This window comes from Flavobacteriales bacterium, assembly GCA_020635855.1.
Classification (GTDB): Bacteria; Bacteroidota; Bacteroidia; order JACJYZ01; family JACJYZ01; genus JACJYZ01.
The window spans coordinates 767,073-787,784 of record JACJYZ010000003.1 but is presented as its reverse complement, the minus strand read 5'-3'; the positions used below and the strand labels follow the sequence as shown (position 1 = coordinate 787,784).

The window sequence follows — 20,712 nt, the reverse complement described above, 5'->3', positions numbered from 1 at the left end:
TGGTAATCTCAACAAACGTCATTGGGATGTACAGTGAATAGCGATAACGATTCGGTTTTGATACATCAACCCATTGCTGTATGCTGTATGCTGTTGCTGTATGCAGTATGCAGTATGCTGTATGCTCACTTTTAGTATTTTCCCGTTGTGAAATCCACCCTTGTCATATTCATCATCGGTTTACTTTGCCTGGCCGGGGTGAACCGCTACGTATGGCGTGATCATGACACGGAAGGACACATGCGCATCGTTGCAAGTGACGGGAAGGGCTACTATAAGTATCTCCCTGACATTTTCCTGTCGCACACTTTCGGGGAGGAAGCACCTGATGAGCGTTTCATTTATGATGTGAATGGCCAGGGTGTGATCAAGTACCCGGCAGGAACAGCCATGGCCATGTTGCCCTTCTTCGGAGCCGGCTATATCATGGCACGCCTATCTCACCTGGAAGAAGACGGTTACTCCGATCCCTATCAGAAAGCCATCGGCATAGGCGGCATCTTTTATTTTTTGCTGGGGTTGTTCTCCCTGGATCGCCTGCTGCAACTCTACAGGATGAGAACACTCACCCGAATCGCTGTGCTGATATTCATGGCTGTAGGCACCAACCTGCTGGCATACGCTACCCTTCACCCTTCCTGGTCGCATATATACTCATGGTGCTTCGTTGCTGTGTTCCTGTATCACAGCAAAAAGGGCATGACCACCGGTGGTGAGCGATACCTGTATTATGCAGCACTCTGGTGGTCCATTGTTGTACTGATCCGCCCGGTGAATGGCGTGGTGCTCCTCGCCCTGCCCTTTCTCGCAGAATCCGCACATAACCTGAAGCAGCGTATTTCAGGTATCCGCCTCCGGCATGTATTGCTTACCGGCATCATCGTTTTCGCCATTGGTAGCATTCAAATGGGACTTTGGCATTACCAAAGCGGGCAATGGATCGTATGGAGCTACCCCAACGAAGGATTCGACTGGCTTCACCCCGCTCCATTCAGGGTGTTGTTCGGACTCCGAAAAGGGCTCTTCATATATACACCTCTCCTGCTATTATCCGTGTGTGGAACATGGCTCTGGATGAAACGGAACCGGTTTGAAGCCATCAACCTGGCGGTGTTCTTCCTGGCCATCACGTATGTTATCAGCTCCTAGTGGAACTGGTACTACGGTCCTTCATTCGGGCACCGTGCCTTCATCGACTTTTACGCATTGGCTGGGCTGCCACTGGCATTTGCCTTCCAGGAATTAAGCAGGTGGAAAAGAACAACGGCATGGTCGGCAGCGGTGCTGTTAACCGGCTATAACCTGTTGCAACATTACCAGTATCACACGGGCATTCTTTCGGCGTGGGACATGAACTTTTCAAAATACAGGTATGTTTTTCTCAAGACCGCAGCCCGCTACCGCTACTGCCTGGGTGGCAATGAAGACATCATTCCTTACAAAGCCCACCTGGAACCCATCCTGGAAGCAAGTAACGACTTCGAGCGAACATACCCCTACTTTGGTACACCATATACCATCGACCATGGCGCTGAACACAACCGGGTATGTGACTATACCAACCGGGAATACAATTTCAGCATCGACCTGAAAGCCGACTCCACATTCTTGGGTGACCGTGGCATTTACGCAGAGATCGCTCTGGACCGGTTTGAACTCACCCCCTGGGCCTGTACCTCGGCCATGTTCACCATTGAAATGACAGACACCAGCGGAACCAACTTTACCTATTATGCATTTCGCATCAACGAATTCCCATCGGAAACCATTCAAACCTGGAAGCGGTTCACCTATCACGTGGAGCTCACCCATGTGCGCGAACCCGGCGATCAAATGAAAATGTACATCTGGAATCCGGGCAGAAAAGCATTCCTGATTGACAATGTGGTGGTGAAATTATACCGGATCATCTAACCCCCGAACCGCACAGGTTCACAGGGCCTCCCACTTATGCACCCAACCGCAGCTTGTACACCACCGCCGCATTGATCACCCTTCCGCTTACCGGCGCCCAGATCGGGTTGAAATGAGGGTGGCGGATGGAACCTGAATACACGGGAGCGAAATCGGTTTGCTGCACATTGAGCATGTTCTCGCCATTCAGCACGAACGTCCAGTTGCCGGTTTGATACCTCACCATGGTCGCCACAAAATGATAAGGATCCACCGCCTGGTTCTGTCCGATGTATTGATCACCCACAAAACTATACTCGATTCCGATGGCCCAATGTTCACCGGGTTCATACAGGAAGGTGCCGGACACTTTGGTTTGCGGACTGTAAGGAATATGTGTTGTGATGCTATCCACATTTTGTGCGAGGGTATGATTGAATCCCGCATACAATTCAATTTGCTTCCAATGCAATTGCACATACGAATCGGTCCCGATGCTTTCCAGGTACCCCGGTGCATTATCCAACCGGATGTGGTTTGCGGTGGTGAGCGTGGACACGATGGGGTCGTTGATCTTCGTATAGTAAAATGCCTGATCCACCTGTAGCGACACACCGTTGTCAAAAAGTTTGTTGTAGGTGAGGTCCATGTTTGTACCAAAAGCGTTTTCGGATGCCAGATCACCGGCAACCGGTTCAATGTTATTGAGGTTTCCGGAAAAGGTGGATTGCGTGAACACGTCGGGCGCCTTGTAACCGGTACCTGCACTGGCCCGGATATTGAATACATCCGACGGCTTCCAGAAGAGTGACACGCGCGGCAAGAAAAATGCACCGAAGGTGTTGTGGAAGTCGGTCCGCAATCCCATTTCCGCCGTCAGGTTTTTCATTACCTTCCAATCGTCCTGCGCAAAAAGGCCCAGGGTAACGTAGCGAAAGTCATCCAGCAAACTGGTATCTCCGGGCAGTTTGCGGAAGTCTTCCGACACCACATTGCCGCCCATTACCCATTCGTGCTTTTCTTTCGGCAGGTAATAACTCAACTCCGAATAGGATGACACCTGGCGACCACTGAACGTCGTGTCATCATCCGTGGTGGTTTGTTCCAGTGAGCTGGCAGCCCCTTTGAAAGTCCATATTGCTTTGTTGTCTGCTTGTACGGTGAAGTCGGCATCGGCAGTATACCGTTGGGATATATTGGACAGGAGATAGCCGTGCAGGCTGTCAGGGCGGTTTTCCAGCACCTTCATGTCGCCCCCTTTGCGGTCTTCAGTCATACCCGCCAGTCCGACTTTAAGATGGGTGCGTTTGCCCAGATCAAAGAACAGTCTCGGGTGGAAGAGCATGGATGAAAGTCCGGGCACATCCGACAGTCCATCGCCGTTCACATCGGTGGCCAGCTGCCGATTGGAACCTGCAAAAAGCGTAACGCCGGTGCGGTCTTTCTTTGCCGCGTAGTAGGCATTAAGGTTGGTTTCGTTCAGCGTGGTTTGGTTGAGGGTGAATGACAGCTCGGGATCTTCCCCGGGATCGCGGGAAATGAAATTGATGATCCCGGAAATGGCATCACCGCCATACAGGGTGGATGAGGTTCCTTTGATGATTTCCACCTGCTTCAGGTCCAGCGGCGGAATCTGGAGAATGCCCAGGTTACCTGAAAACCCGCCGTAGATGGGCAGTCCGTCACGCAGCATTTGGGTGTACTTGCTGTCCATCCCTTGCATGCGCACCACCATGTTTCCGCTGACGGATGATGTTTGCTGGATGTGAATCACAGACAGATCGCCGAGCAGGCTGGCCATATTGCCGGGCACGATGCCGTTCTCTTCCTGCATTTCTTCTGCACCCAGCACCTCCACGCGGGTGGGGATGTCTTCGATGCGGTTGTTGGTGCGGGTGGATGAGATGACCACCTCTTCCAGTTCCTCCCCTCCCGTCAGCATAATGGTTACCGGCTGGGAGGATGCCAAAGGAAACGTGTAAGTCTTCTCCTGCGATTCATACCCCACATAGGAAAACACCAATGTTTGCGAACCGGAGGGAATACCGGTGAGGGAGACCTTCCCATTCACATCGGCTGCCCCGCCGTTGGATGTTCCTTTCAGCAAAACGGTGGCGCCGGGGAGTGCTTCCCCGGTGGATTTATCTTTAACAATGGCGGTAAAGGTATGTTGAGCCGATGCGGAAACCGCCAATAAGGCAAGCGTGCAGGTAAGCAGGAATCGGAACATGGCGATCAATGAAAAATCAAGTTTACGCATAAAAAAAGGGCGGGGCTAATCACCGCATCGGAACGTGCTTTCAAAGATAAGGGGGTATTCTGAAGGAATTCTGTGTGGTGTTGATTATCTCATAGCTTCCGTGCAAACGACTCCATGCAACTGCACACTACCACCTGCTCGTATTCCTCGGATAACGGAAGTAGATTTATGGAATATATCAATTCCCGGACCTTTATATCTGAACGTGCATCTGATCATTTATCTTCGCATCCATGAAAACCACCTCTGTTTTTACAAAGGCGTGCTGCATCCTGATAGCACTCGCCTCCCCCATTGTTGTTAACGCCACGGAAACGGACGTATCATCCGCAGCCGAACGCATTACTGTGTATCATTCGGGCGCCATGGTGAACCGCACCGCCCAAGTTGACCTCAGGGCCGGCGTAACGGAACTCTCCTTCAGGGGAATCTCGTCCAAGATGATACTCAACACCCTGAAGTTCCAAAACCGTGACCTGACGGTGTTGAACAAAACCCTGATACGAAAGCTTACCGATGAAGAACGCCAGGTGCTGAATGACCGGAGGGATGCCCTGAAGAACCAGCTGCAGTTACTGGAAACCAAGTTCAATGAACCCGGTTTTGTGAAGGAAGTGAGCGACCTGGAAAGCATGATCACGTATTATTCCGACAAGATCCTGGAGGTGAAACGCAACCTGAGGCAGGTGGAGAAAGAGATTTCAGAAGCGGAACTACTAGAGAATATCGACCTGGGTGACGAACATGCAGCCATCCTGAAGGTGACAATATCCGCAGCAACTCCCGTACGTGGCGAGGTTGCATTTCAGTACGTTGTGGGCGGCATCGGGTGGAGCCCGGCCTACGAGATCAACGCAAGCAGCTCTTCGGGAACCTCAATCGAGGTAAAGTACATCGCAAAGGTCATGAGCCAGACCGGGGAAAACTGGGAACACGTATCGCTCTCTTTCTCTTCTTCCTTCCCGCTGGAATCACCCACCACCCTGCCTGTGGCAGAAGAGCCCTGGGTGCTGAACCGTTATGGCCGGCCGCAACCTACCGCACAAGACCAGTCAAATGCAGAGGATGGAACCGGCGGACAGATCGACCGGTTGGAAGGAGTCGAATACCAGGACATCCGCATACCGACATTGATGAAGCTACGTAAGCTGGAAGGCACTTACTCCCTGAAATCCAACAGCACCGTATTCAGCTTTCCCATGCTCACAGTCAACCTTCCCGCCACCTTCTACTATTATGGATTTCCCGGCATTGACCCGGAAACATACCTTGCGGCGGAAGTTACGGGATGGGACACAATCGGCTTTGCTGACGGGGTAGCTGACATCACCTACAACGGAACCAATATCGGCAAATCAATCATCCGCTTCAGCGAAGCACAGGACACACTGCTACTGCCCATCGGCAAAGACAACAGCGTATACATGAAGCGGCAGGAGGTTGCCAACCAAAGCACAACACGCGATGGAAGCACCTTCAAGAAACAAAAGAGCACCATGGCGTTTGCCTACACCGTTAAGAACAACAACAGCTTCCCTATCAGGTACCGCCTGCTCGACCAGTTCCCCATCTCCCAGAACAAATCGGCAGAAGTAGAACTTGAGAACATCTCCAACGGAGCGATCGACTACGAGACCGGCGAAGTCGAATGGCTGCTGAGTCTGTCGCCCGGCCAAACGGAAAAGAAAGATTTAAAGTTCACCATTGAAACCGACGGTGATTACCGGTATTCCGAGCGGGGCAACCATCGCGCGAAATATAGGACTGTCAGTTGTCCCGCGTTCTGAACCATGAAAACCATCCTCGAAACAGAACGCTTCCTCTTCAGAGAACTCACTCCCGATGATGCAGACGGAATGTTCGAACTGGATGCCGACCCCGAGGTGCACCGCTACCTGGGCAACAAACCCATTCAATCCCGTGAACAAGCCATAGCCACCATCGAATTCATCTGCAAACAGTATACGGACAACGGCATCGGACGCTGGGCAGTTGAAGACAAGGCTTCGGGCGATTTCCTGGGCTGGGCCGGACTCAAACTGCAGCAGGAACCCATCAACAACCACACAAACTACTACGACCTCGGCTACCGGCTGCTCCGGAAACACTGGGGCAAAGGCGTTGCTTTCGAGTGCGCCGTAGCGTCACTGAAGTATGGCTTTGATGTACTCGGCGTGGATGCGATCTACGCGGCCGCCCATGTGGAGAACATCGCTTCGAACAAGGTGCTGACCAAAGTCGGGCTGACCTTCATTGAAACGTTCGTATATGATGGGATGACGTGTAACTGGTATGGGTTTGAGCGGAAAGAGTGAAGAAAGTGCAATCCGAAGGAGTCATCTACCATAAGTTATATTTTGCCATTCGTACCCTCCGCTCGCGGGGTAAACGGCGCACCGAACGGTTAAATGATCCGGCCCAAGTTCAACAATTTTCCATACCCCATCATGCGCTACCATCCTATCCGGAAAGTAGATATATTCACCCGTAGAACTTAGCCGCCAGGCAAAGGTCTTAGGCTTCCCGTATTGAACAATAGACAAAGAATCCTCAGCGATCCGCAGGTATTGACTTTGATCCAGCGGTTCACCATTGGGCATAGGTGGAAGGGGTATGCTGTCTTCGGAGTGGTTCACCCAGTTTCCACATAAACCGGTTGTATCCTTCCTTTCGTTGATCTCGGATAAAAGGATCTTACCATCATATTGAATCATCACCAAGGTACCGTTCGGCATGGAAGTAAGCAACCATGCTGATTGCATCATAAAGTTAATAGTGATCAATTGGTATTGCCGGAACGACTGAATACCCCAATCCAAAACATCTATGCCATCTTCAGAATCATAAAGAGAGATAGCCTTTTGGTTTGGCAAAAAGTCGACCATACCATTTTTTCCATCCCGTTGATTTGTTATGGCAAATGCTCTTCCTGAAAGGTCACCTACCAACGGTGACACGGAAACGGGGAGTTTCATGAAAACACACATTGCATTCTCCATCCGTGGGATTCTTACTTTCAGGTACGTTTGGTCAAGAGATTGAATGGAGAACCGGGTGGTATCACTGTCACTCCCGATCAGGATTTCATTCCCCAAGCGGGAAAAGGCAGACCATTCGGTGGTGGTGTCCACTTCGTAACCAGCGGGTATCATCAGCGATTTAATTCCAACTTTATCTCCCATAAAATCCAGGATAAACGGTCCGATGTGCTCAATGGCACTATCACCATCATTGATTTTATATGCAGCCAGCCATGTGCCTTCCAGATCTTTATTGGATGAGCGACAGGCGGCAAAGCATATTGCTATGCATACGAATCGCAAATAAGTATGTAATCTCATTCTCAAAATGTGCATTCAGGGTTAAAAGGTCATATTCAACATTGGTCCGCGTGTATCTATGAAACAAGATACAAACTTGGCTGTTAACAGCCTCTTTTCATCCTTTAACCAACCGATTCCCTTGCCATCACAAGGACAGAAATACATCCCGATGATTTGCGGATTCCTTTTTTTACTATTTTCGCCCCCGGAGAGGTGGCAGAGTGGTCGAATGCGGCGGTCTTGAAAACCGTTGTACCGCAAGGTACCGGGGGTTCGAATCCCTCCCTCTCCGCAAAGAGGATCGTCAAAAATCCTCAGACCACCACCAAATCAAGCGAAAGGCCCTGTTCAAGGGCCTTTTTTGTTTCCGTGAATATGGTTTGATCCGATCTGATCCGTGTCCGAATCTGTGACCTAAAATAAAAAGTCACTTTTGGTCACAGATCAGGGTTCCAAAAGTTTTGAAGAGGTATAGAAGGTTTTGAAGATCCATTTCAAACCCTTTAAACCTCAAAAGACATGGAATCATCAGAAAAGCTGACTTTGTACTTCTACCCCAACGGGAGGAAAAGGAATCAGGCATCTAACCTGGAACCCATCTATTGCCGGATATCCATTGCCGGACAGAAGCCCAAAGAGTTCTCCATAGGCAAACTGATCCTTCGAGAGCATTGGAACCGGAAGCGCCAGATGGCCAGTCACCCGAATGGAGACACCGGGAGCATCCGACTGATCAATGAGAAGATTGCGACCATACGCAACAAGATCATGAAGATCTTTGAGGAGTTGCTCGAAGAGAACCGACCGATCTCCCCCACCACCATCAAGAACATCCTCACCGAAAAGGGGCAGGTAAAAAGAACCTACCTCGAAGCGTTCGACGCCCTTCTTGCCGACTACCTGGTCAAGGTAAACACACGTCAATGTGTTCGGGCTACCTACCAGAAGTATGCAACCATCCGTATTCAGGTCGGGGAATTCTTTCGGACCAAACTACAGGTTGATGACCTTCCGCTGAAAAGATTCGTGCCTCAGCATGTTAAGGAGCTTGCCAACTATTTCCTCCTGGGAGGAGGAGGGTTTGCACCGAAAGGGGCGAATACCACCGCCAAGTATATTTCACATTGCCAGTCGGTATTCATGTATGCGATGGACCTGGGATGGGCCACCTCCAACCCATTTGCAGGAATAAGGATCAAGAAGCAACCGGTGAATACGGTATACCTGAATGAAGATGAACTGGACGTTTTACGCAAAGTCAGGGTACACACCGAACGACTGGAACGCATCCGTGACATCTTTGTCTTCTGTTGCTTCACCGGCCTTGCCTATGCCGATGTGAAGAAACTCACCTACGATGACATCTCGAGGGATATGGATGGTGACTATTGCATTCTTGACCGGAGGCAGAAGACAGACATTCCGTATAACATCCCGCTGGCGCCACCTGCGGTTGAGATAATCGACAGGTATAGGGAGTACCAGTCCATCCGAGGCATTGATAACGTGTTGCCTGTTCCCGCCAATGCCAACTACAATGCCTACCTGAAAGAGATCAGGGACCTGTGTGGGTTTACAAAGGAGCTCACGACCCATGTGGCCCGACATACCGCTGCAACCCTGATGTTGTCGAATGGGGTGGCTATGGAGGTTGTTCAGCGTGTCCTGGGGCATTCCGAAATCCGGACCACGCAACATTACGCCCGGCTCATGCCCCATCGCATCAAGCAAAGCATGAAGGAACTCATGCAAAAATACGCGACCAGAACGCATGACCATGGGATGCAGGAAACTCAAATCCCCTCAACCCTCGTGAAAAAAAACAAAGCGTTATAAGACATTTTAAAGATTCCAATCAAAACGAAGAAAATGCCAACACAAATCATTACCCTGGAAGACCTGATGGCGGTGAAGGAAGAAATTCTTCAACAGATTCAGGCAAGCCGAACCCCACCCGAGAAGGCACCACAGAAGTGGGTTAAACTCAATGTGCTCAGAAAAGCCCTGGGTGGTATCAGCGAGGGCAAGATCAAAGCCCTCCGGAACAAGGGCCTGCTCAAATGGCAAAAGATGGGCGGCACCCATCTGTATGACCTTGAACACGCCATGAACCTAATGGAAAGCGACGAGGCCAATCTGGATTTGAAGATCGAGTCATAGGTTGTTGATGTCCCACCCTGCACATAATCTGTCACTCAAGCTACCACTTGCCCTATGCAAGGTTGCACACAAGCGTCGTGCAATAAACTCGCTTAGGATCTATTGTTGGCTTCAATTCCATTCGAGTGGACTCATCGGATATACCCGGGAGGTAGAAGGTCAAATAGCTTCCGACCTTAAACTATCTCGGAAAACGGTCGTGCACCACATCGATAATTTGTGTCAGATGGGTTGGGTGAGGCGATCCAAAAGTGTGCGTCTTAAAACAAATCCGGACAAAAGGCGATCTAATTTAAGTCATAGATTTAACATTTGTTGACGGTGGAATTTTCTTCTTTGTTTCATGGTTCTTTCTTTGGTTTGTTTTCGTCTGGCCAGGATCTGTTTATCCCTGCCGAAAAATACGTCGGCAGGCGTGAGATTTTCCAGTGATTCATGGTACCTGCGGTTGTTGTAGTATCGGATAAATTCAGCCAGCGCCTGGCGCAATTCATCGGGTGAATAATAGTTGTCCAGCTTGATCACGTTCTTCATGGACTGATGCCAGCGTTCGATCTTTCCCTGGGTCTGCGGATGACGGACTCTTCCGCGTACGTGCTTGATCTCCCTGTCCTGGAAGAACTCAGCCAGGTCTTTGGCAATGTAGCACGGGCCATTATCGCTGAGCACTTTGAGAGACTGTGTGGTTTTGTCAGGAACCACCCCGGTGATCTCAATGGCCTTGTCGATATTGCGCTGTACGTCATCGGCTCCCATGTTGGTGCATAGTTCGGCATGGATCACGTAGCGGGAGTAATCATCCAGTACCGTGCAGAGGTAATACCATCCCCAGTGTCCCACTACTTTCAGGTAAGTGAAATCGGTCTGCCACATCTGGTTGACCCGGGAGGTCTTGTCTTTGTACTGGTTGGCAGCATGATCCACCACAAAGGCCGGTGCAGTGATCAGCCCTCTTTCTTTGAGAATGGCATGCACGCTGGACTCGCTGATATACCAGCCCCGGTGATCTACGATGTGCCAGGCCAGTTCTCTGGATGAGAGGTCTTCCATGTCCAGGGCCAGCTCTACCACCTCCTGGCGTTTCTCATCGGGGATCCGGTTCCACTGGCTTCTTGCCGCCCGCTTCTTGGGAGCCAGTCCTTCAAACCCTTCCCGCAGATACCGGTCGTACCAGTCATAGAAAGTCGCCTTGGGAATGTCCAGCTCTTTCAGGGTGGCCCGTACGCTCAGATCACTGTTTTCCACTATGGAAATGATCTCCATTTTCTCTGATTGACTGTATCGCATATACCGCTGCCTTTTTAAGCGTCCCCACTCAGACTTTTTTTTAGGACCCTGTTCTGCAGGGTGAGTTCGGCGACCACTTCTTTCAGCTGGCTGTTCTCCTTTCTGTAGTGATCCACCTCGGTGGTATTGGCCTCTCGGAGGGTATCTCCTAAAAGCCGTTTCTTACCGGCTTCCAGGAAGTCTTTACTCCAGCGATAGTAGAGGTTGGCGGCAATGCCTTCACGGCGACATATCTCTGAAATAGACAACTCGCCTTTGAGGCCTTCCAGTACGATTCTGATTTTCTCCTCAGCGGAGAACTTGCGGCGGGTCCTGCGTTTGATCTCACGGACTACCGCTTCGGGACTTTGATCTTTCTTTTTCATGTTTGGACTGTTTTTCAAGGTTCCGGTTTTTTACCTTGAAAGCTAGCTTTCAAGGTAAAAAACTGTGACTAAACTATTGTACCTTAACAGTCCGAATTTTGCTTACGCTGGACACTATCAATCTCCACAGAACGCATGAGGTATATCAATAAACAACGCTTTGTAAAGGCTAGTCAAACCATCGTTGAGCAAACTGGTGGTACGGATCCGGGTGGTGGAACTGGAGGTAGTGAAATTCAACTAACAAACCGTTCGGCTCAAATTTTGGAATCCGGTGATGTAGTAATCATTGAGAAAAATAATCCTTTGTCGGTAACGACCACCAATTTGTATTACAGCGAAGATGTTATTGGTGTAGTGAAAACTGGCGGTGGAATAGGTCAATTGGTAACCATTCAAACATCAGGTATTGCTGATATTAAAATGACTGTTTTTCCTGTAAATATTGGAGACAACATTTATACCGGTGATGTTCATGGAAGAGGTTACGCTTCATCATCTTCCTGGCCGGGCACTTTTGCCAAAGCATTAGAATCAAAACCCAATGCAATTTTAGGAACTGTAAAAGCCCTTTTATCGGGAGGTGTACCGGAAGTCTATTAACCCAATTGCTATGATTGAAATACTAAAACTATCCATTCAGGAAAATAACGGTCAAAAAATGATTGGTGTTCGCTACCAAAAAGACGGACAAGCCCAACCGTTTGTAATTTTTCATTATTCCGATCTCGATTCTCCAACTGGCAATGTTGAGTTGAAGCTGGCGGTTATGGCGTATTTAAAATAGAACTAAAATCTCATCTCCTGTATCCGTATCGCATTGAATATTGCCAACAACGCTACTCCCACATCTGCAAAAACCGCTTCCCACATAGTAGCTACGCCACCAGCTCCTAATGCCAGCACAATTAGCTTGACACCAAAAGCCAACCCAATATTCTGCCATACAATTCGTTTCGTAGCTTTTCCTATTTTTATTGCGGTGGCAATCTTGGAAGGATGGTCAGTTTGAATTACAACATCGGCTGTTTCTATGGCAGCATCACTGCCCAGTCCGCCCATTGCCATACCTACATCAGCAATTGTGATAACCGGAGCATCATTTACCCCATCACCTACAAAGGCAACCAGCCTTCCTTCGCTTTTTAATCGCTCCACTTCCTTTACCTTGTCTTCCGGCAACAGACCTCCATAGGCTTTATCCAAGCCTAATTGACCAGCTATTTTATCTACCACTGCCTGCTTATCTCCCGACAGCATAATAACCTCTTTAATACCTGCTTGATGTAATGTTTTTATGGCTTTTTCGGCATCGTCTTTCAAGGTGTCGGCAATGGTTATATGGCCTGCATATTTTCCATTTACGGCAACCAAAACCGTTGTATCTGTAAGGTTATTTAATTGTTTGTCGAAAGACACATTGAATTTGTCGAGCAGTTTTCCATTCCCTGCCAATACTTCATCATTGTTTATTTTTCCTTTCAAGCCATGCCCTGAAATTTCCTCAACTTCAGAAACCGAAACCTCTTTATAAGTCTCACCTACAAATTGAACAATGGCTTGTGCAATTGGATGTGTGGAATTAGCTTCCAATGCAGCTACCATTTTAAGAAAGTCCTTTTCTTCATTAAATTCGGGTGATATAACTTTTTGGACTTCAAAAACCCCTTTGGTCAATGTTCCGGTTTTGTCCATCACCACCGTATCTACCTGTGTTACCTGGTCGAGATAATTGGAGCCTTTAAAAAGGATACCATTTTTCGATGCTGCTCCGATACCACCAAAATATCCGAGTGGAATGGATACCACCAATGCACAAGGGCAGGAAATAACCAAAAAGACAAGTGCCCTGTACAGCCAATCGTTAAAGATATAATCCTCTACAAAGAAATAAGGGAGAAAGGTTAATGCTACGGCAAGAAACACCACAATGGGGGTATATACTTTGGCAAAGCGGGTAATGAACCGTTGTGTTTTAGCTTTCCTGGCAGTGGCATCCTGTACCAGTTTAAGGATTTTAGAGAGCTTGGTGTCTTCGTATGTACTGGTAACTTTTATTTCTGCCAGCTTGTTTAGGTTCACCATTCCAGCCAGTACAGTATCTCCTTCTTTCTTGTCATCGGGTACAGATTCTCCTGTAAGAGCTGCGGTATTGAAGGAGGCATGTGCGGTTAATAACTCTCCATCCAATGCTACTTTTTCACCGGATTTGACTTGAATTACCTGTCCTATTTCGACTTCTTTGGGGTGCTTCACGGTTGTAGAGCCATTATTAAGCACCGTTACTTCCTCTACCTGCAATTTCAAAAGTGATTCTATGGAACGCTTGGCCCGGTTTACGGCTGCTTCCTGAAACAACTCGCCAACGGTATAGAACAACATGACTGCAACTCCTTCGGCATATTCGCCAATGGCAAAAGCACCAATGGTGGCTAAACTCATCAGGAAAAACTCGTTGAACAGGTCGGCTGTAAAGAGCTTTTTCAGAGCCTTCCAAACAACCGGTTTGCCTACGGCATAATAAGCGATACCATAGACCAGGAATTGCAATTCCTGTTTAAAAATCTCCGGTCGGACTTGCTCCAGAATAATCCCGGTCAACAGTAAAATAAAACTGAATACTGCCGGGAAATATGGACGGTATTTATCAAGCCAGGATATTTTTTTCTGCTCGTTACTCAATGCTTCTTTACAACAACTTTTACTCATAACTATTAATGTCCATGCCCTCCTTCATCTTCCTCCGTGTTTTTCATTTTAGCCAGCAATGAAAAAGCTCCTTTAGTAACAAATTGAACAGTACCTGGATTTAAACTGTCCGCAAATGATATTTCGGAATAACCATTTTCTGATACGCCTTTTTGCACTTCCATCATTTCAAAATGATACACCATTTCATTGTTTTCGGTTTGTTCACCTTTAAGCACATAAACAAAATGCTTTCCTTCAGACATGACAATGGCTTCTTCGGGAACGGCATTTACCTTATTCTCATTTATCTCGATGTTAGCATTAATGTACATGCCCGGCAACAGGTCGGTGTCCTCACTTTCCAAATGGGCATGGACACGAACGGAGCGGTCAGCATCAATTTTACGCCCTATGAGATATATGGAAGCAATGCGTTCTTTTCCATTGTCATTGGGTAAAGTAAACCGTACTTTTTGTCCTATTTTTAGTTTAACCACATCCTTTTCATAAACAGTTAACTCTGCATGTAAATGTTCGGTATTCACAATCTCAAACATGACATCGGTTGGATTAGCGTACTTGCCAATGTTCACATTTACCGCAGACACATAACCGTTGATTGGAGAATAAATTTTCACTTTTCTGGAGAGGTTGTCTTCTGATAATTTAGAAGCATCAATACCGAGAATGGCCAGTTTCTCTTGCAATCCTTTTACCTGTATCTTCATGCTGATATAATCTGACTTGGCCTGCTGAAAGATCTTCCCGGAATTTACATTTCCCTTGTATAATTCTTCCTGCCTTTTAAATTCCTGTTCAAGGTATTCCAACTTACTTTTCTTGTCCAGATAATCTTGTTGCAACTGAACGTAATCAGGATGTTCCATTGTTACCAGTACTTGTCCCTTCTTTATTTTCATACCTTGCAGGAGTTCTGTGCTAACAACAAACCCACCCAAAGGAGCAGAAATACTGACCAGATTTTGTGGGGGAGCATCCATTACGCCATTTACCCTTAGCACGTTGCTCAGGTTTTTTTGTTCTATATTACCCACTTTAATTCCTGCCACTTTGTACTGAGCTTCCGAAAGCTCTACAACTGTTTCTTCTTCATGGTGTTCTGTTTCTGTATGCTGAACTGTTTCTTCCTGTGAATTACTGCATCCGGAGAAAATAACAAGGCTCATTATCATTATCATGAACAATAAATTATATGAACTGCCCTTATGGTGATTGATGATTGTTTTCATTTCTATATTTTTTTACGTTTTGTAATTATTTTATTCCTGCCAGATATTCTAATTGAATAACAGACTGGTTGTACCTGTTCAACGATTCCAACCAGGCAGTTTGAATAGCCATGCTTTGATTGACTACCTGTACATATTCAAAGTATCCGATGGAACCACTTTTAAATCCTTTTTTTGCGTTTTGCAGCATTAATTCTGACTGCCCTAACGCACTGGTTTCATAATATTCAAGGCTGTTTTTATATTTTATGTATTCCTGAACTGCCTGGAGATACATTCCTTCCAGCTTCTTCTGATAGCTTTCATAATTGCTTTCCGCAATTCCAGCTTTGATTTTGGCAGCTTGTACTTTGGCTATTTGGGGTTTTACCCATATCGGTATGGCAATGCCCACCTGAAAGCCTGTAAAGCGATTGCTTGAACCAAAATACTGTTCAGTTCCGTTGATGGTCTGTGTGCCGATTAGCGACTGATTAAAGTAACCAAGTGTTATGTCGGGCATCATCTTCGCTTTTTGAAGCGACTGCTGTTCTTCCTGTATTTTAATCTGTTGTTGTAAATAAGCCAATCCCGGATTATTGTTGTAGGAACTACTATCCGACTGAATCATTAAACCCCTTTTTGCCATTTTCCCTTCATACTCAATTTCAACTGGGTTATCAGTATTTAACAGGGTTTTCAATTGGGTAAAGTAAATTTGCACATCTGATTCAGCCATCTTTAAGCGGTTCCTGATTTCCATAAGTTGTGTTTCCGCAGTGGTTTTTTCAAGTAAACTACTCTCACCTGTTTTGTATCTCAGATTCGCAGCTTTGGCAAAATCCACATAGATACTATCTAATCGTAACAGTAACTTCTGGTTTGTTTTTGCATACGCCAACTGGTAGTAAACCGACTTGACTTTGGTTGCGAGTTCATTTTCTGTAACCGCTTGTTGCAACTCACTACTTTTGATGTTTGCATTAGCAACATTGGTGTTCTTCGCATAAACTGTTGGAAATGCAAAGGTTTGAGAGACATCAAAGTAGTTGTCATTGTTGATAATACTATTGTACTGTCCATGCTGCCAGTTGAATTGTGTTTTGCCAATGTCCAGACTGGTTTTTTTCATTTGCTCGTTCCATTCCACTTCCTGCTTTGCAGCTTTTATAGTCGGGTTGTTCTGCAAGGCCATATTGACTGCTGCATCCAAAGAAAGAGTTTGCGCACTATCGCCTTGTGCCTGACTTATTACTGGAAAAAGAAAGATTCCGAGCAGTAAGAGCATGGTATTTATTTTTACTTTTTTCATTCCTTTTTCAAAATAGATATACAATACTGGCAAGACAATGAGGGTCAAAAAAGTAGCCGTAAACAGTCCGCCAATTACTACGGTTGCTAATGGACGTTGCACTTCGGCTCCCGATGAATTGGACAATGCCATTGGTAGAAAACCGAAAGAAGCTACCAAAGCTGTCATTAACACAGGCCGTAATCGGACTTCCGTACCTTTCAGCACCCTTTCCTTTAAATCAGTAATGCCTTTTTCTTTTAGTCGATTGAACTCTGCTATTAGAACAATGCCGTTTAGTACCGACACACCAAACAAGGCGATGAATCCAACACCTGCTGAAATACTAAAGGGCATATCCCTGAAATAAAGTGCAAAGACCCCACCAATAGCGGATAAGGGTATGGCGGTAAAAATCAGGATGGATTGTTTTACGGATTTAAACGTAAAGAATAACAGGATGAATATGAGCAATAAGGCTACCGGTACAGCAATGGATAAACGTTGCCTTGCTTCGACCAGGTTTTGAAACTGGCCACCGTATGTAGGATAATATCCTGCCGGAAAATCAATGTTATCATTCACCTTTGTTTTAATTTCCTCTACAATGCTTTCTACATCTCTATTTCGCACGTTAAATCCAATGGTAATCCTTCTTTTGGTATCATCTCGTTGTATTTGGTTTGGCCCTACTTTAAAAGATACTTCCGCCACCTGATTTAATGGGATTTGATGTCCGTCAGGAGTGGTGATAAATAAATTACTCACATCCTCCAAGTTACTCCGGTGTGCTTTATCCAATCTAACGACCAGATCAAACCTGCGTTCACCTTCATAGACCATCCCAGCAGATTTTCCTGCAAAGGCACTTTCAATCACCGTATTCACATCCTGGATATTCAGCCCGTATTTGGCTATTTCATCCCTGTTAAACTGAATTTGTATTTGCGGTAGTCCTGTAACCTGCTCTACATATAAATCTTCTGCACCTTTCACAGTATTGACCAGCTTACCAATCTTTCCTGCATATTCAGACAGCACATCCAAATCTTCTCCGTAAATCTTAATTACCACATCCTGCCTTGCTCCAGTCATTAGTTCATTGAACCGCATCTGGATGGGTTGTTGAAACCCAAATGTTACTCCGGGAATAACAGATAAGGCTTCGCCCATTTTATCCGCCAGTTCTTCCCGTGTTTCGGCACTTGTCCATTCGTCTTTATCTTTCAAAATTATCATCAGGTCGCAGGCTTCTACCGGCATGGGGTCGGTAGGAATTTCACCCGAACCAATTTTTCCTACTACCTGCTTTACTTCAGGGAAATTATCCAGTAGAATTTTCTCGGCTTTCGTTGCTGCTTCTATGGTTTCTGAAAGAGAGCTGCCTGTCATTACCCGTGTCTCTACTGCAAAGTCTCCTTCGTCCAGGCTTGGGATAAATTCTCCACCCATTTTTGAGAAAGTGAAAAGACTGACGGCAAACAAGGTTATAGCAATACTAATCACCGTTAATTTTCGTCTTAACGCCAGGTGAATCAACGGGCTGTATAAACGTTGGAAAAAGTCCATCATTTTATCAGATATGTTTCGCTTGTGTTCTGTTTTTCTATTGAGTACCAAAGCAGACATCATTGGCACATAGGTCAATGACAGAATAAAAGCTCCCAAGATGGCAAAAGATACGGTCTGAGCCATTGGTTTAAACATCTTGCCTTCCACTCCAACCAACGCCAGTATGGGTAAATACACAATAAGAATGATAATCTCTCCAAAAGCAGCGGAACTTCTTATTTTAGAAGATGCCTCATAGACCTGTTCATCCATTTGCTTCCGACTGAGTATATTGATACCTGCTAATTGTGTTTTATTAGAGGTTATGCGATGAACAATACTTTCGACAATAATCACGGCTCCATCCACAATTAACCCAAAGTCAATAGCTCCTAAACTCATTAAATTGCCGGATACACCAAAGAGGTTCATCATACCAAAGGCAAAAAGCATGGCCAGAGGAATCACAGATGCTACTACCAATCCTGCTCGAACGTTTCCTAAGAACAGAATTAGGATGAAGATGACAATTAATGCCCCTTCAATAAGATTTTTGGAAACGGTTCCAATGGCATTGTCCACCAATTTGGTTCTGTCGAGAAAGGGTTCAATCACCACACCTTCGGGTAAGGTTTTTTCAATTTGAGCAATGCGTTCTTTAATGTCGGCAATGACTTGCGCAGAGTTTTCTCCTTTAAGCATCATTACAATGGCACTAACGACTTCTCCCTTTCCGTTTCGGGTAGAAGCACCGTATCTTACCGCACTTCCATATTGAACGGTAGCAATGTCTCTCACTAAGACAGGGATACCGGAAGGATTGGTTTTCACTACTATTTTTTCAATATCGGAGATACTTCCCACCATTCCCTCACTCCGGATAAAATAGGCATGGGGCTTTTTGTCAATGTATGCACCTCCTGTATTTTGGTTGTTTTTTTCCAGTGCAGTAAAAATATCAGCAATGCTGATATTAGTGCTTCGTAGTCTTTCGGGATTAATGGCTATTTCATATTGTTTGAGATAACCTCCGAAACTACTCACATCTGCTACTCCAGGTGTGCCGAGTAATTGTCTCTTGATAATCCAATCCTGAATGGTACGAAGTTCCATTGCAGAATATTTATCCTCATATCCCTCTTTGGTATGAACTACATACTGGTAAATTTCTCCCAAGCCAGTAGTTACCGGAGCCATTTCAGGAGTTCCAATGCCTTTGGGTATTTGATTTTTGGCTTCTGTGAGGCGTTCGTTTACCTGTTGCCTTGCCCAATACACATCCACATCGTCTTCAAAAACAATGGTAACAGCAGACAAACCGAACCTTGAAAAAGAACGTATTTCTTCAATACCTGGAATGGTGGCCATTGTAATTTCTACCGGGAAGGTAATGAGGCGTTCTACTTCCTGTGCTGCGATGGAGGGTGCTACGGTAATTACCTGTACCTGGTTATTGGTAATATCCGGTACAGCATCTATGGGGAGCTGCTTAACAGCATAACTTCCCCAGGCAATCAGCCCAATTACCATAAGGCCAATTATTAGTTTATTACGGATAGAAAATCCGATTAGTTTATCAATCATAATGAATAAATTTCTTGTTAACGGAATACAACAATGCTTCTACGGAAATCCGAAAAGGTATAAAGGACTGCTACTCCGAAGTAATCAGGAGCAATCGCTTAACAAGAAAGAAAAGGAGGCCCTCTGTGAGGGGAGGATACAATGTCCGGGACTTGAAGGACAAGGGTCGTATTATTACCAAACGGCAGGGGAGATTCGGTAACTGCGGACAGATTGAATACAACTGTAAGAACAGCAACCAACTTGATTTTGGTAAGTTCGTTTTTGGAATTATCATTCGTGTTTACCGGAATATAATGCTGGTGTGCTGCATCAGATGCAGGATGCTCCAGTTCACTTAGCAGGCAAACCACAAAATCAAACAAGCTGTCATCCAGATGATTTTCATGTAGGATATCATCATCATCTAAATCTTCAATTTTAGCGTGCTTGTGGTTTTCCAGATGGTGATGTTGCTCTCCGTGTTCTGCTGCGATTTTTTCTGTTGCTTCACTAAAATGACAATGAGGTATCAGGTCATGTGCGAAACTTATGGAATAAACCAATAGTAAAAAAAGCGATATGGCAGACCTAATAATTTGCATCAGGGACAAATATAACAAATGAATTTGTGCAATGGTATTGCAAAGTTACCTTTTACAGTTTCCGCAAGTGCCTTTTATGACCATGTTAATCTCTGCCAATTCAAAGTTTACGGGTAGTTGCACCATTGGTACACTGGTTTGGGTAACACAAAATGTCTCTTTGCATACAGTACAATGAAAATGTACATGAAGGTCTTCTGGCTTACATTCACAACCTTCCATGCAAAGGGCATATTTGGGAACTCCGGTTCCATCATCTATACTATGAACAAGGTGGTTTTTTTCAAAAGTTTTGAGGGTACGGTACAAGGTGGTACGATCTGCTTGACCAAATAAATTTTCTAATTCAGTTAACCCTATTGCACTGGAGCGTTGCATCAATTGTTGCAACACCAGTAACCGCATGGTGGTTGGTTTGATTTCTTTTGATAGTAGTTTTTGTTCTAATTTTTCATTCATTTGTAACACAAATATTTAGTTTTATTTCCTTTGAT

Annotated in this window: 15 protein-coding genes, 1 tRNA gene and 1 pseudogene; 9 read left to right on the top strand and 8 right to left on the bottom strand. The window is 45.9% G+C overall.

The genetic code is table 11. From position 1 onward, the window contains the following. Nucleotides 1-147: 147 nt before the first annotated feature. Nucleotides 148-1,149, top strand: coding sequence for a hypothetical protein (locus tag H6585_11700; protein ID MCB9448994.1), 1,002 nt, complete (start codon nt 148-150; stop codon nt 1,147-1,149). Nucleotides 1,150-1,206: 57 nt separating this feature from the next. After that, nucleotides 1,207-1,914 carry a hypothetical protein gene (locus H6585_11695; GenBank protein MCB9448993.1) on the top strand — a complete coding sequence of 236 codons (708 nt, stop codon included), beginning with the start codon at nt 1,207-1,209 and terminating at the stop codon, nt 1,912-1,914. A 34-nt stretch (nt 1,915-1,948) separates the two neighbouring features. On the opposite strand, the gene H6585_11690 is transcribed toward H6585_11695, so the two are convergent. Continuing rightward, nucleotides 1,949-4,153 carry a TonB-dependent receptor gene (locus H6585_11690; protein ID MCB9448992.1) on the bottom strand — a complete coding sequence of 735 codons (2,205 nt, stop codon included), beginning with the start codon at nt 4,151-4,153 and terminating at the stop codon, nt 1,949-1,951. A gap of 233 nt (nt 4,154-4,386) precedes the next feature. Between H6585_11690 and H6585_11685 the strand changes: the two genes are divergently transcribed. Together H6585_11685 and H6585_11680 are read left to right on the top strand one after the other, a co-directional pair. Continuing rightward, complete coding sequence (locus tag H6585_11685) at nt 4,387-5,940, top strand: DUF4139 domain-containing protein (protein ID MCB9448991.1); 1,554 nt, start codon at nt 4,387-4,389, stop codon at nt 5,938-5,940. A gap of 3 nt (nt 5,941-5,943) precedes the next feature. After that, a complete protein-coding gene (locus tag H6585_11680) occupies nt 5,944-6,468 on the top strand; it encodes a GNAT family N-acetyltransferase (GenBank protein MCB9448990.1) in 525 nt (174 codons plus the stop codon). Between the two features lie 21 nt (nt 6,469-6,489). On the opposite strand, the gene H6585_11675 is transcribed toward H6585_11680, so the two are convergent. After that, nucleotides 6,490-7,494 (bottom strand): hypothetical protein, encoded by a 1,005-nt coding sequence (locus H6585_11675; protein ID MCB9448989.1) that lies wholly within the window; start codon nt 7,492-7,494, stop codon nt 6,490-6,492. A 189-nt stretch (nt 7,495-7,683) separates the two neighbouring features. On the opposite strand from H6585_11675, the gene H6585_11670 reads away from it, so the two are divergent. The 3 genes from H6585_11670 (at nt 7,684) to H6585_11660 (ending at nt 9,636) form a co-directional block, all read left to right on the top strand. Then, nucleotides 7,684-7,768 (top strand) — tRNA-Ser (locus tag H6585_11670). 227 nt (nt 7,769-7,995) lie between these two features. Continuing rightward, nucleotides 7,996-9,312: a tyrosine-type recombinase/integrase gene (locus H6585_11665; GenBank protein ID MCB9448988.1), complete on the top strand. Its 1,317-nt coding sequence runs from the start codon at nt 7,996-7,998 to the stop codon at nt 9,310-9,312. A gap of 33 nt (nt 9,313-9,345) precedes the next feature. Continuing rightward, nucleotides 9,346-9,636, top strand: a complete 291-nt coding sequence (locus H6585_11660; protein MCB9448987.1) for a DNA-binding protein — start codon at nt 9,346-9,348, stop codon at nt 9,634-9,636. A gap of 297 nt (nt 9,637-9,933) precedes the next feature. Here the strand turns inward: H6585_11660 and H6585_11655 are convergent. Further along, a pseudogene (locus H6585_11655) lies at nt 9,934-11,288 on the bottom strand (IS3 family transposase). Between the two features lie 135 nt (nt 11,289-11,423). Here H6585_11655 and H6585_11650 point away from each other — a divergent pair. Together H6585_11650 and H6585_11645 are read left to right on the top strand one after the other, a co-directional pair. After that, the gene (locus tag H6585_11650; GenBank protein ID MCB9448986.1) at nt 11,424-11,891 is read left to right on the top strand and encodes a DUF2190 family protein; all 468 of its coding nucleotides are present in this window, start codon (nt 11,424-11,426) and stop codon (nt 11,889-11,891) included. A gap of 10 nt (nt 11,892-11,901) precedes the next feature. Beyond that, complete coding sequence (locus H6585_11645) at nt 11,902-12,075, top strand: hypothetical protein (protein ID MCB9448985.1); 174 nt, start codon at nt 11,902-11,904, stop codon at nt 12,073-12,075. Between the two features lie 2 nt (nt 12,076-12,077). Here the strand turns inward: H6585_11645 and cadA are convergent, their stop codons facing one another. The 5 genes from cadA to H6585_11620 form a co-directional block, all read right to left on the bottom strand. Next, nucleotides 12,078-13,997: a cadmium-translocating P-type ATPase gene (gene cadA, locus H6585_11640; protein ID MCB9448984.1), complete on the bottom strand. Its 1,920-nt coding sequence runs from the start codon at nt 13,995-13,997 to the stop codon at nt 12,078-12,080. 5 nt (nt 13,998-14,002) lie between these two features. After that, nucleotides 14,003-15,229, bottom strand: a complete 1,227-nt coding sequence (locus H6585_11635; GenBank protein ID MCB9448983.1) for an efflux RND transporter periplasmic adaptor subunit — start codon at nt 15,227-15,229, stop codon at nt 14,003-14,005. A gap of 25 nt (nt 15,230-15,254) precedes the next feature. Beyond that, nucleotides 15,255-19,634, bottom strand: a complete 4,380-nt coding sequence (locus tag H6585_11630) for a CusA/CzcA family heavy metal efflux RND transporter (protein MCB9448982.1) — start codon at nt 19,632-19,634, stop codon at nt 15,255-15,257. Between the two features lie 98 nt (nt 19,635-19,732). After that, nucleotides 19,733-20,218 carry a hypothetical protein gene (locus H6585_11625; GenBank protein MCB9448981.1) on the bottom strand — a complete coding sequence of 162 codons (486 nt, stop codon included), beginning with the start codon at nt 20,216-20,218 and terminating at the stop codon, nt 19,733-19,735. Between the two features lie 45 nt (nt 20,219-20,263). Continuing rightward, nucleotides 20,264-20,677, bottom strand: a complete 414-nt coding sequence (locus H6585_11620) for a transcriptional repressor (GenBank protein ID MCB9448980.1) — start codon at nt 20,675-20,677, stop codon at nt 20,264-20,266. Nucleotides 20,678-20,712 lie beyond the last annotated feature (35 nt).

Excerpts from the sequence above, each read along its gene's own strand:
- H6585_11690 (MCB9448992.1), bottom strand. The coding sequence starts at position 4,153 with ATGCGTAAACTTGATTTTTCATTGATCGCCATGTTCCGATTCCTGCTT.
- H6585_11685 (MCB9448991.1), top strand. The coding sequence starts at position 4,387 with ATGAAAACCACCTCTGTTTTTACAAAGGCGTGCTGCATCCTGATAGCA.
- H6585_11680 (MCB9448990.1), top strand. The coding sequence starts at position 5,944 with ATGAAAACCATCCTCGAAACAGAACGCTTCCTCTTCAGAGAACTCACT.
- H6585_11675 (MCB9448989.1), bottom strand. The coding sequence starts at position 7,494 with ATGAGATTACATACTTATTTGCGATTCGTATGCATAGCAATATGCTTT.
- H6585_11665 (MCB9448988.1), top strand. The coding sequence starts at position 7,996 with ATGGAATCATCAGAAAAGCTGACTTTGTACTTCTACCCCAACGGGAGG.
- H6585_11660 (MCB9448987.1), top strand. The coding sequence starts at position 9,346 with ATGCCAACACAAATCATTACCCTGGAAGACCTGATGGCGGTGAAGGAA.
- H6585_11650 (MCB9448986.1), top strand. The coding sequence starts at position 11,424 with ATGAGGTATATCAATAAACAACGCTTTGTAAAGGCTAGTCAAACCATC.
- H6585_11645 (MCB9448985.1), top strand. The coding sequence starts at position 11,902 with ATGATTGAAATACTAAAACTATCCATTCAGGAAAATAACGGTCAAAAA.
- cadA (MCB9448984.1), bottom strand. The coding sequence starts at position 13,997 with ATGAGTAAAAGTTGTTGTAAAGAAGCATTGAGTAACGAGCAGAAAAAA.
- H6585_11635 (MCB9448983.1), bottom strand. The coding sequence starts at position 15,229 with ATGAAAACAATCATCAATCACCATAAGGGCAGTTCATATAATTTATTG.
- H6585_11630 (MCB9448982.1), bottom strand. The coding sequence starts at position 19,634 with ATGATTGATAAACTAATCGGATTTTCTATCCGTAATAAACTAATAATT.
- H6585_11625 (MCB9448981.1), bottom strand. The coding sequence starts at position 20,218 with ATGCAAATTATTAGGTCTGCCATATCGCTTTTTTTACTATTGGTTTAT.
- H6585_11620 (MCB9448980.1), bottom strand. The coding sequence starts at position 20,677 with ATGAATGAAAAATTAGAACAAAAACTACTATCAAAAGAAATCAAACCA.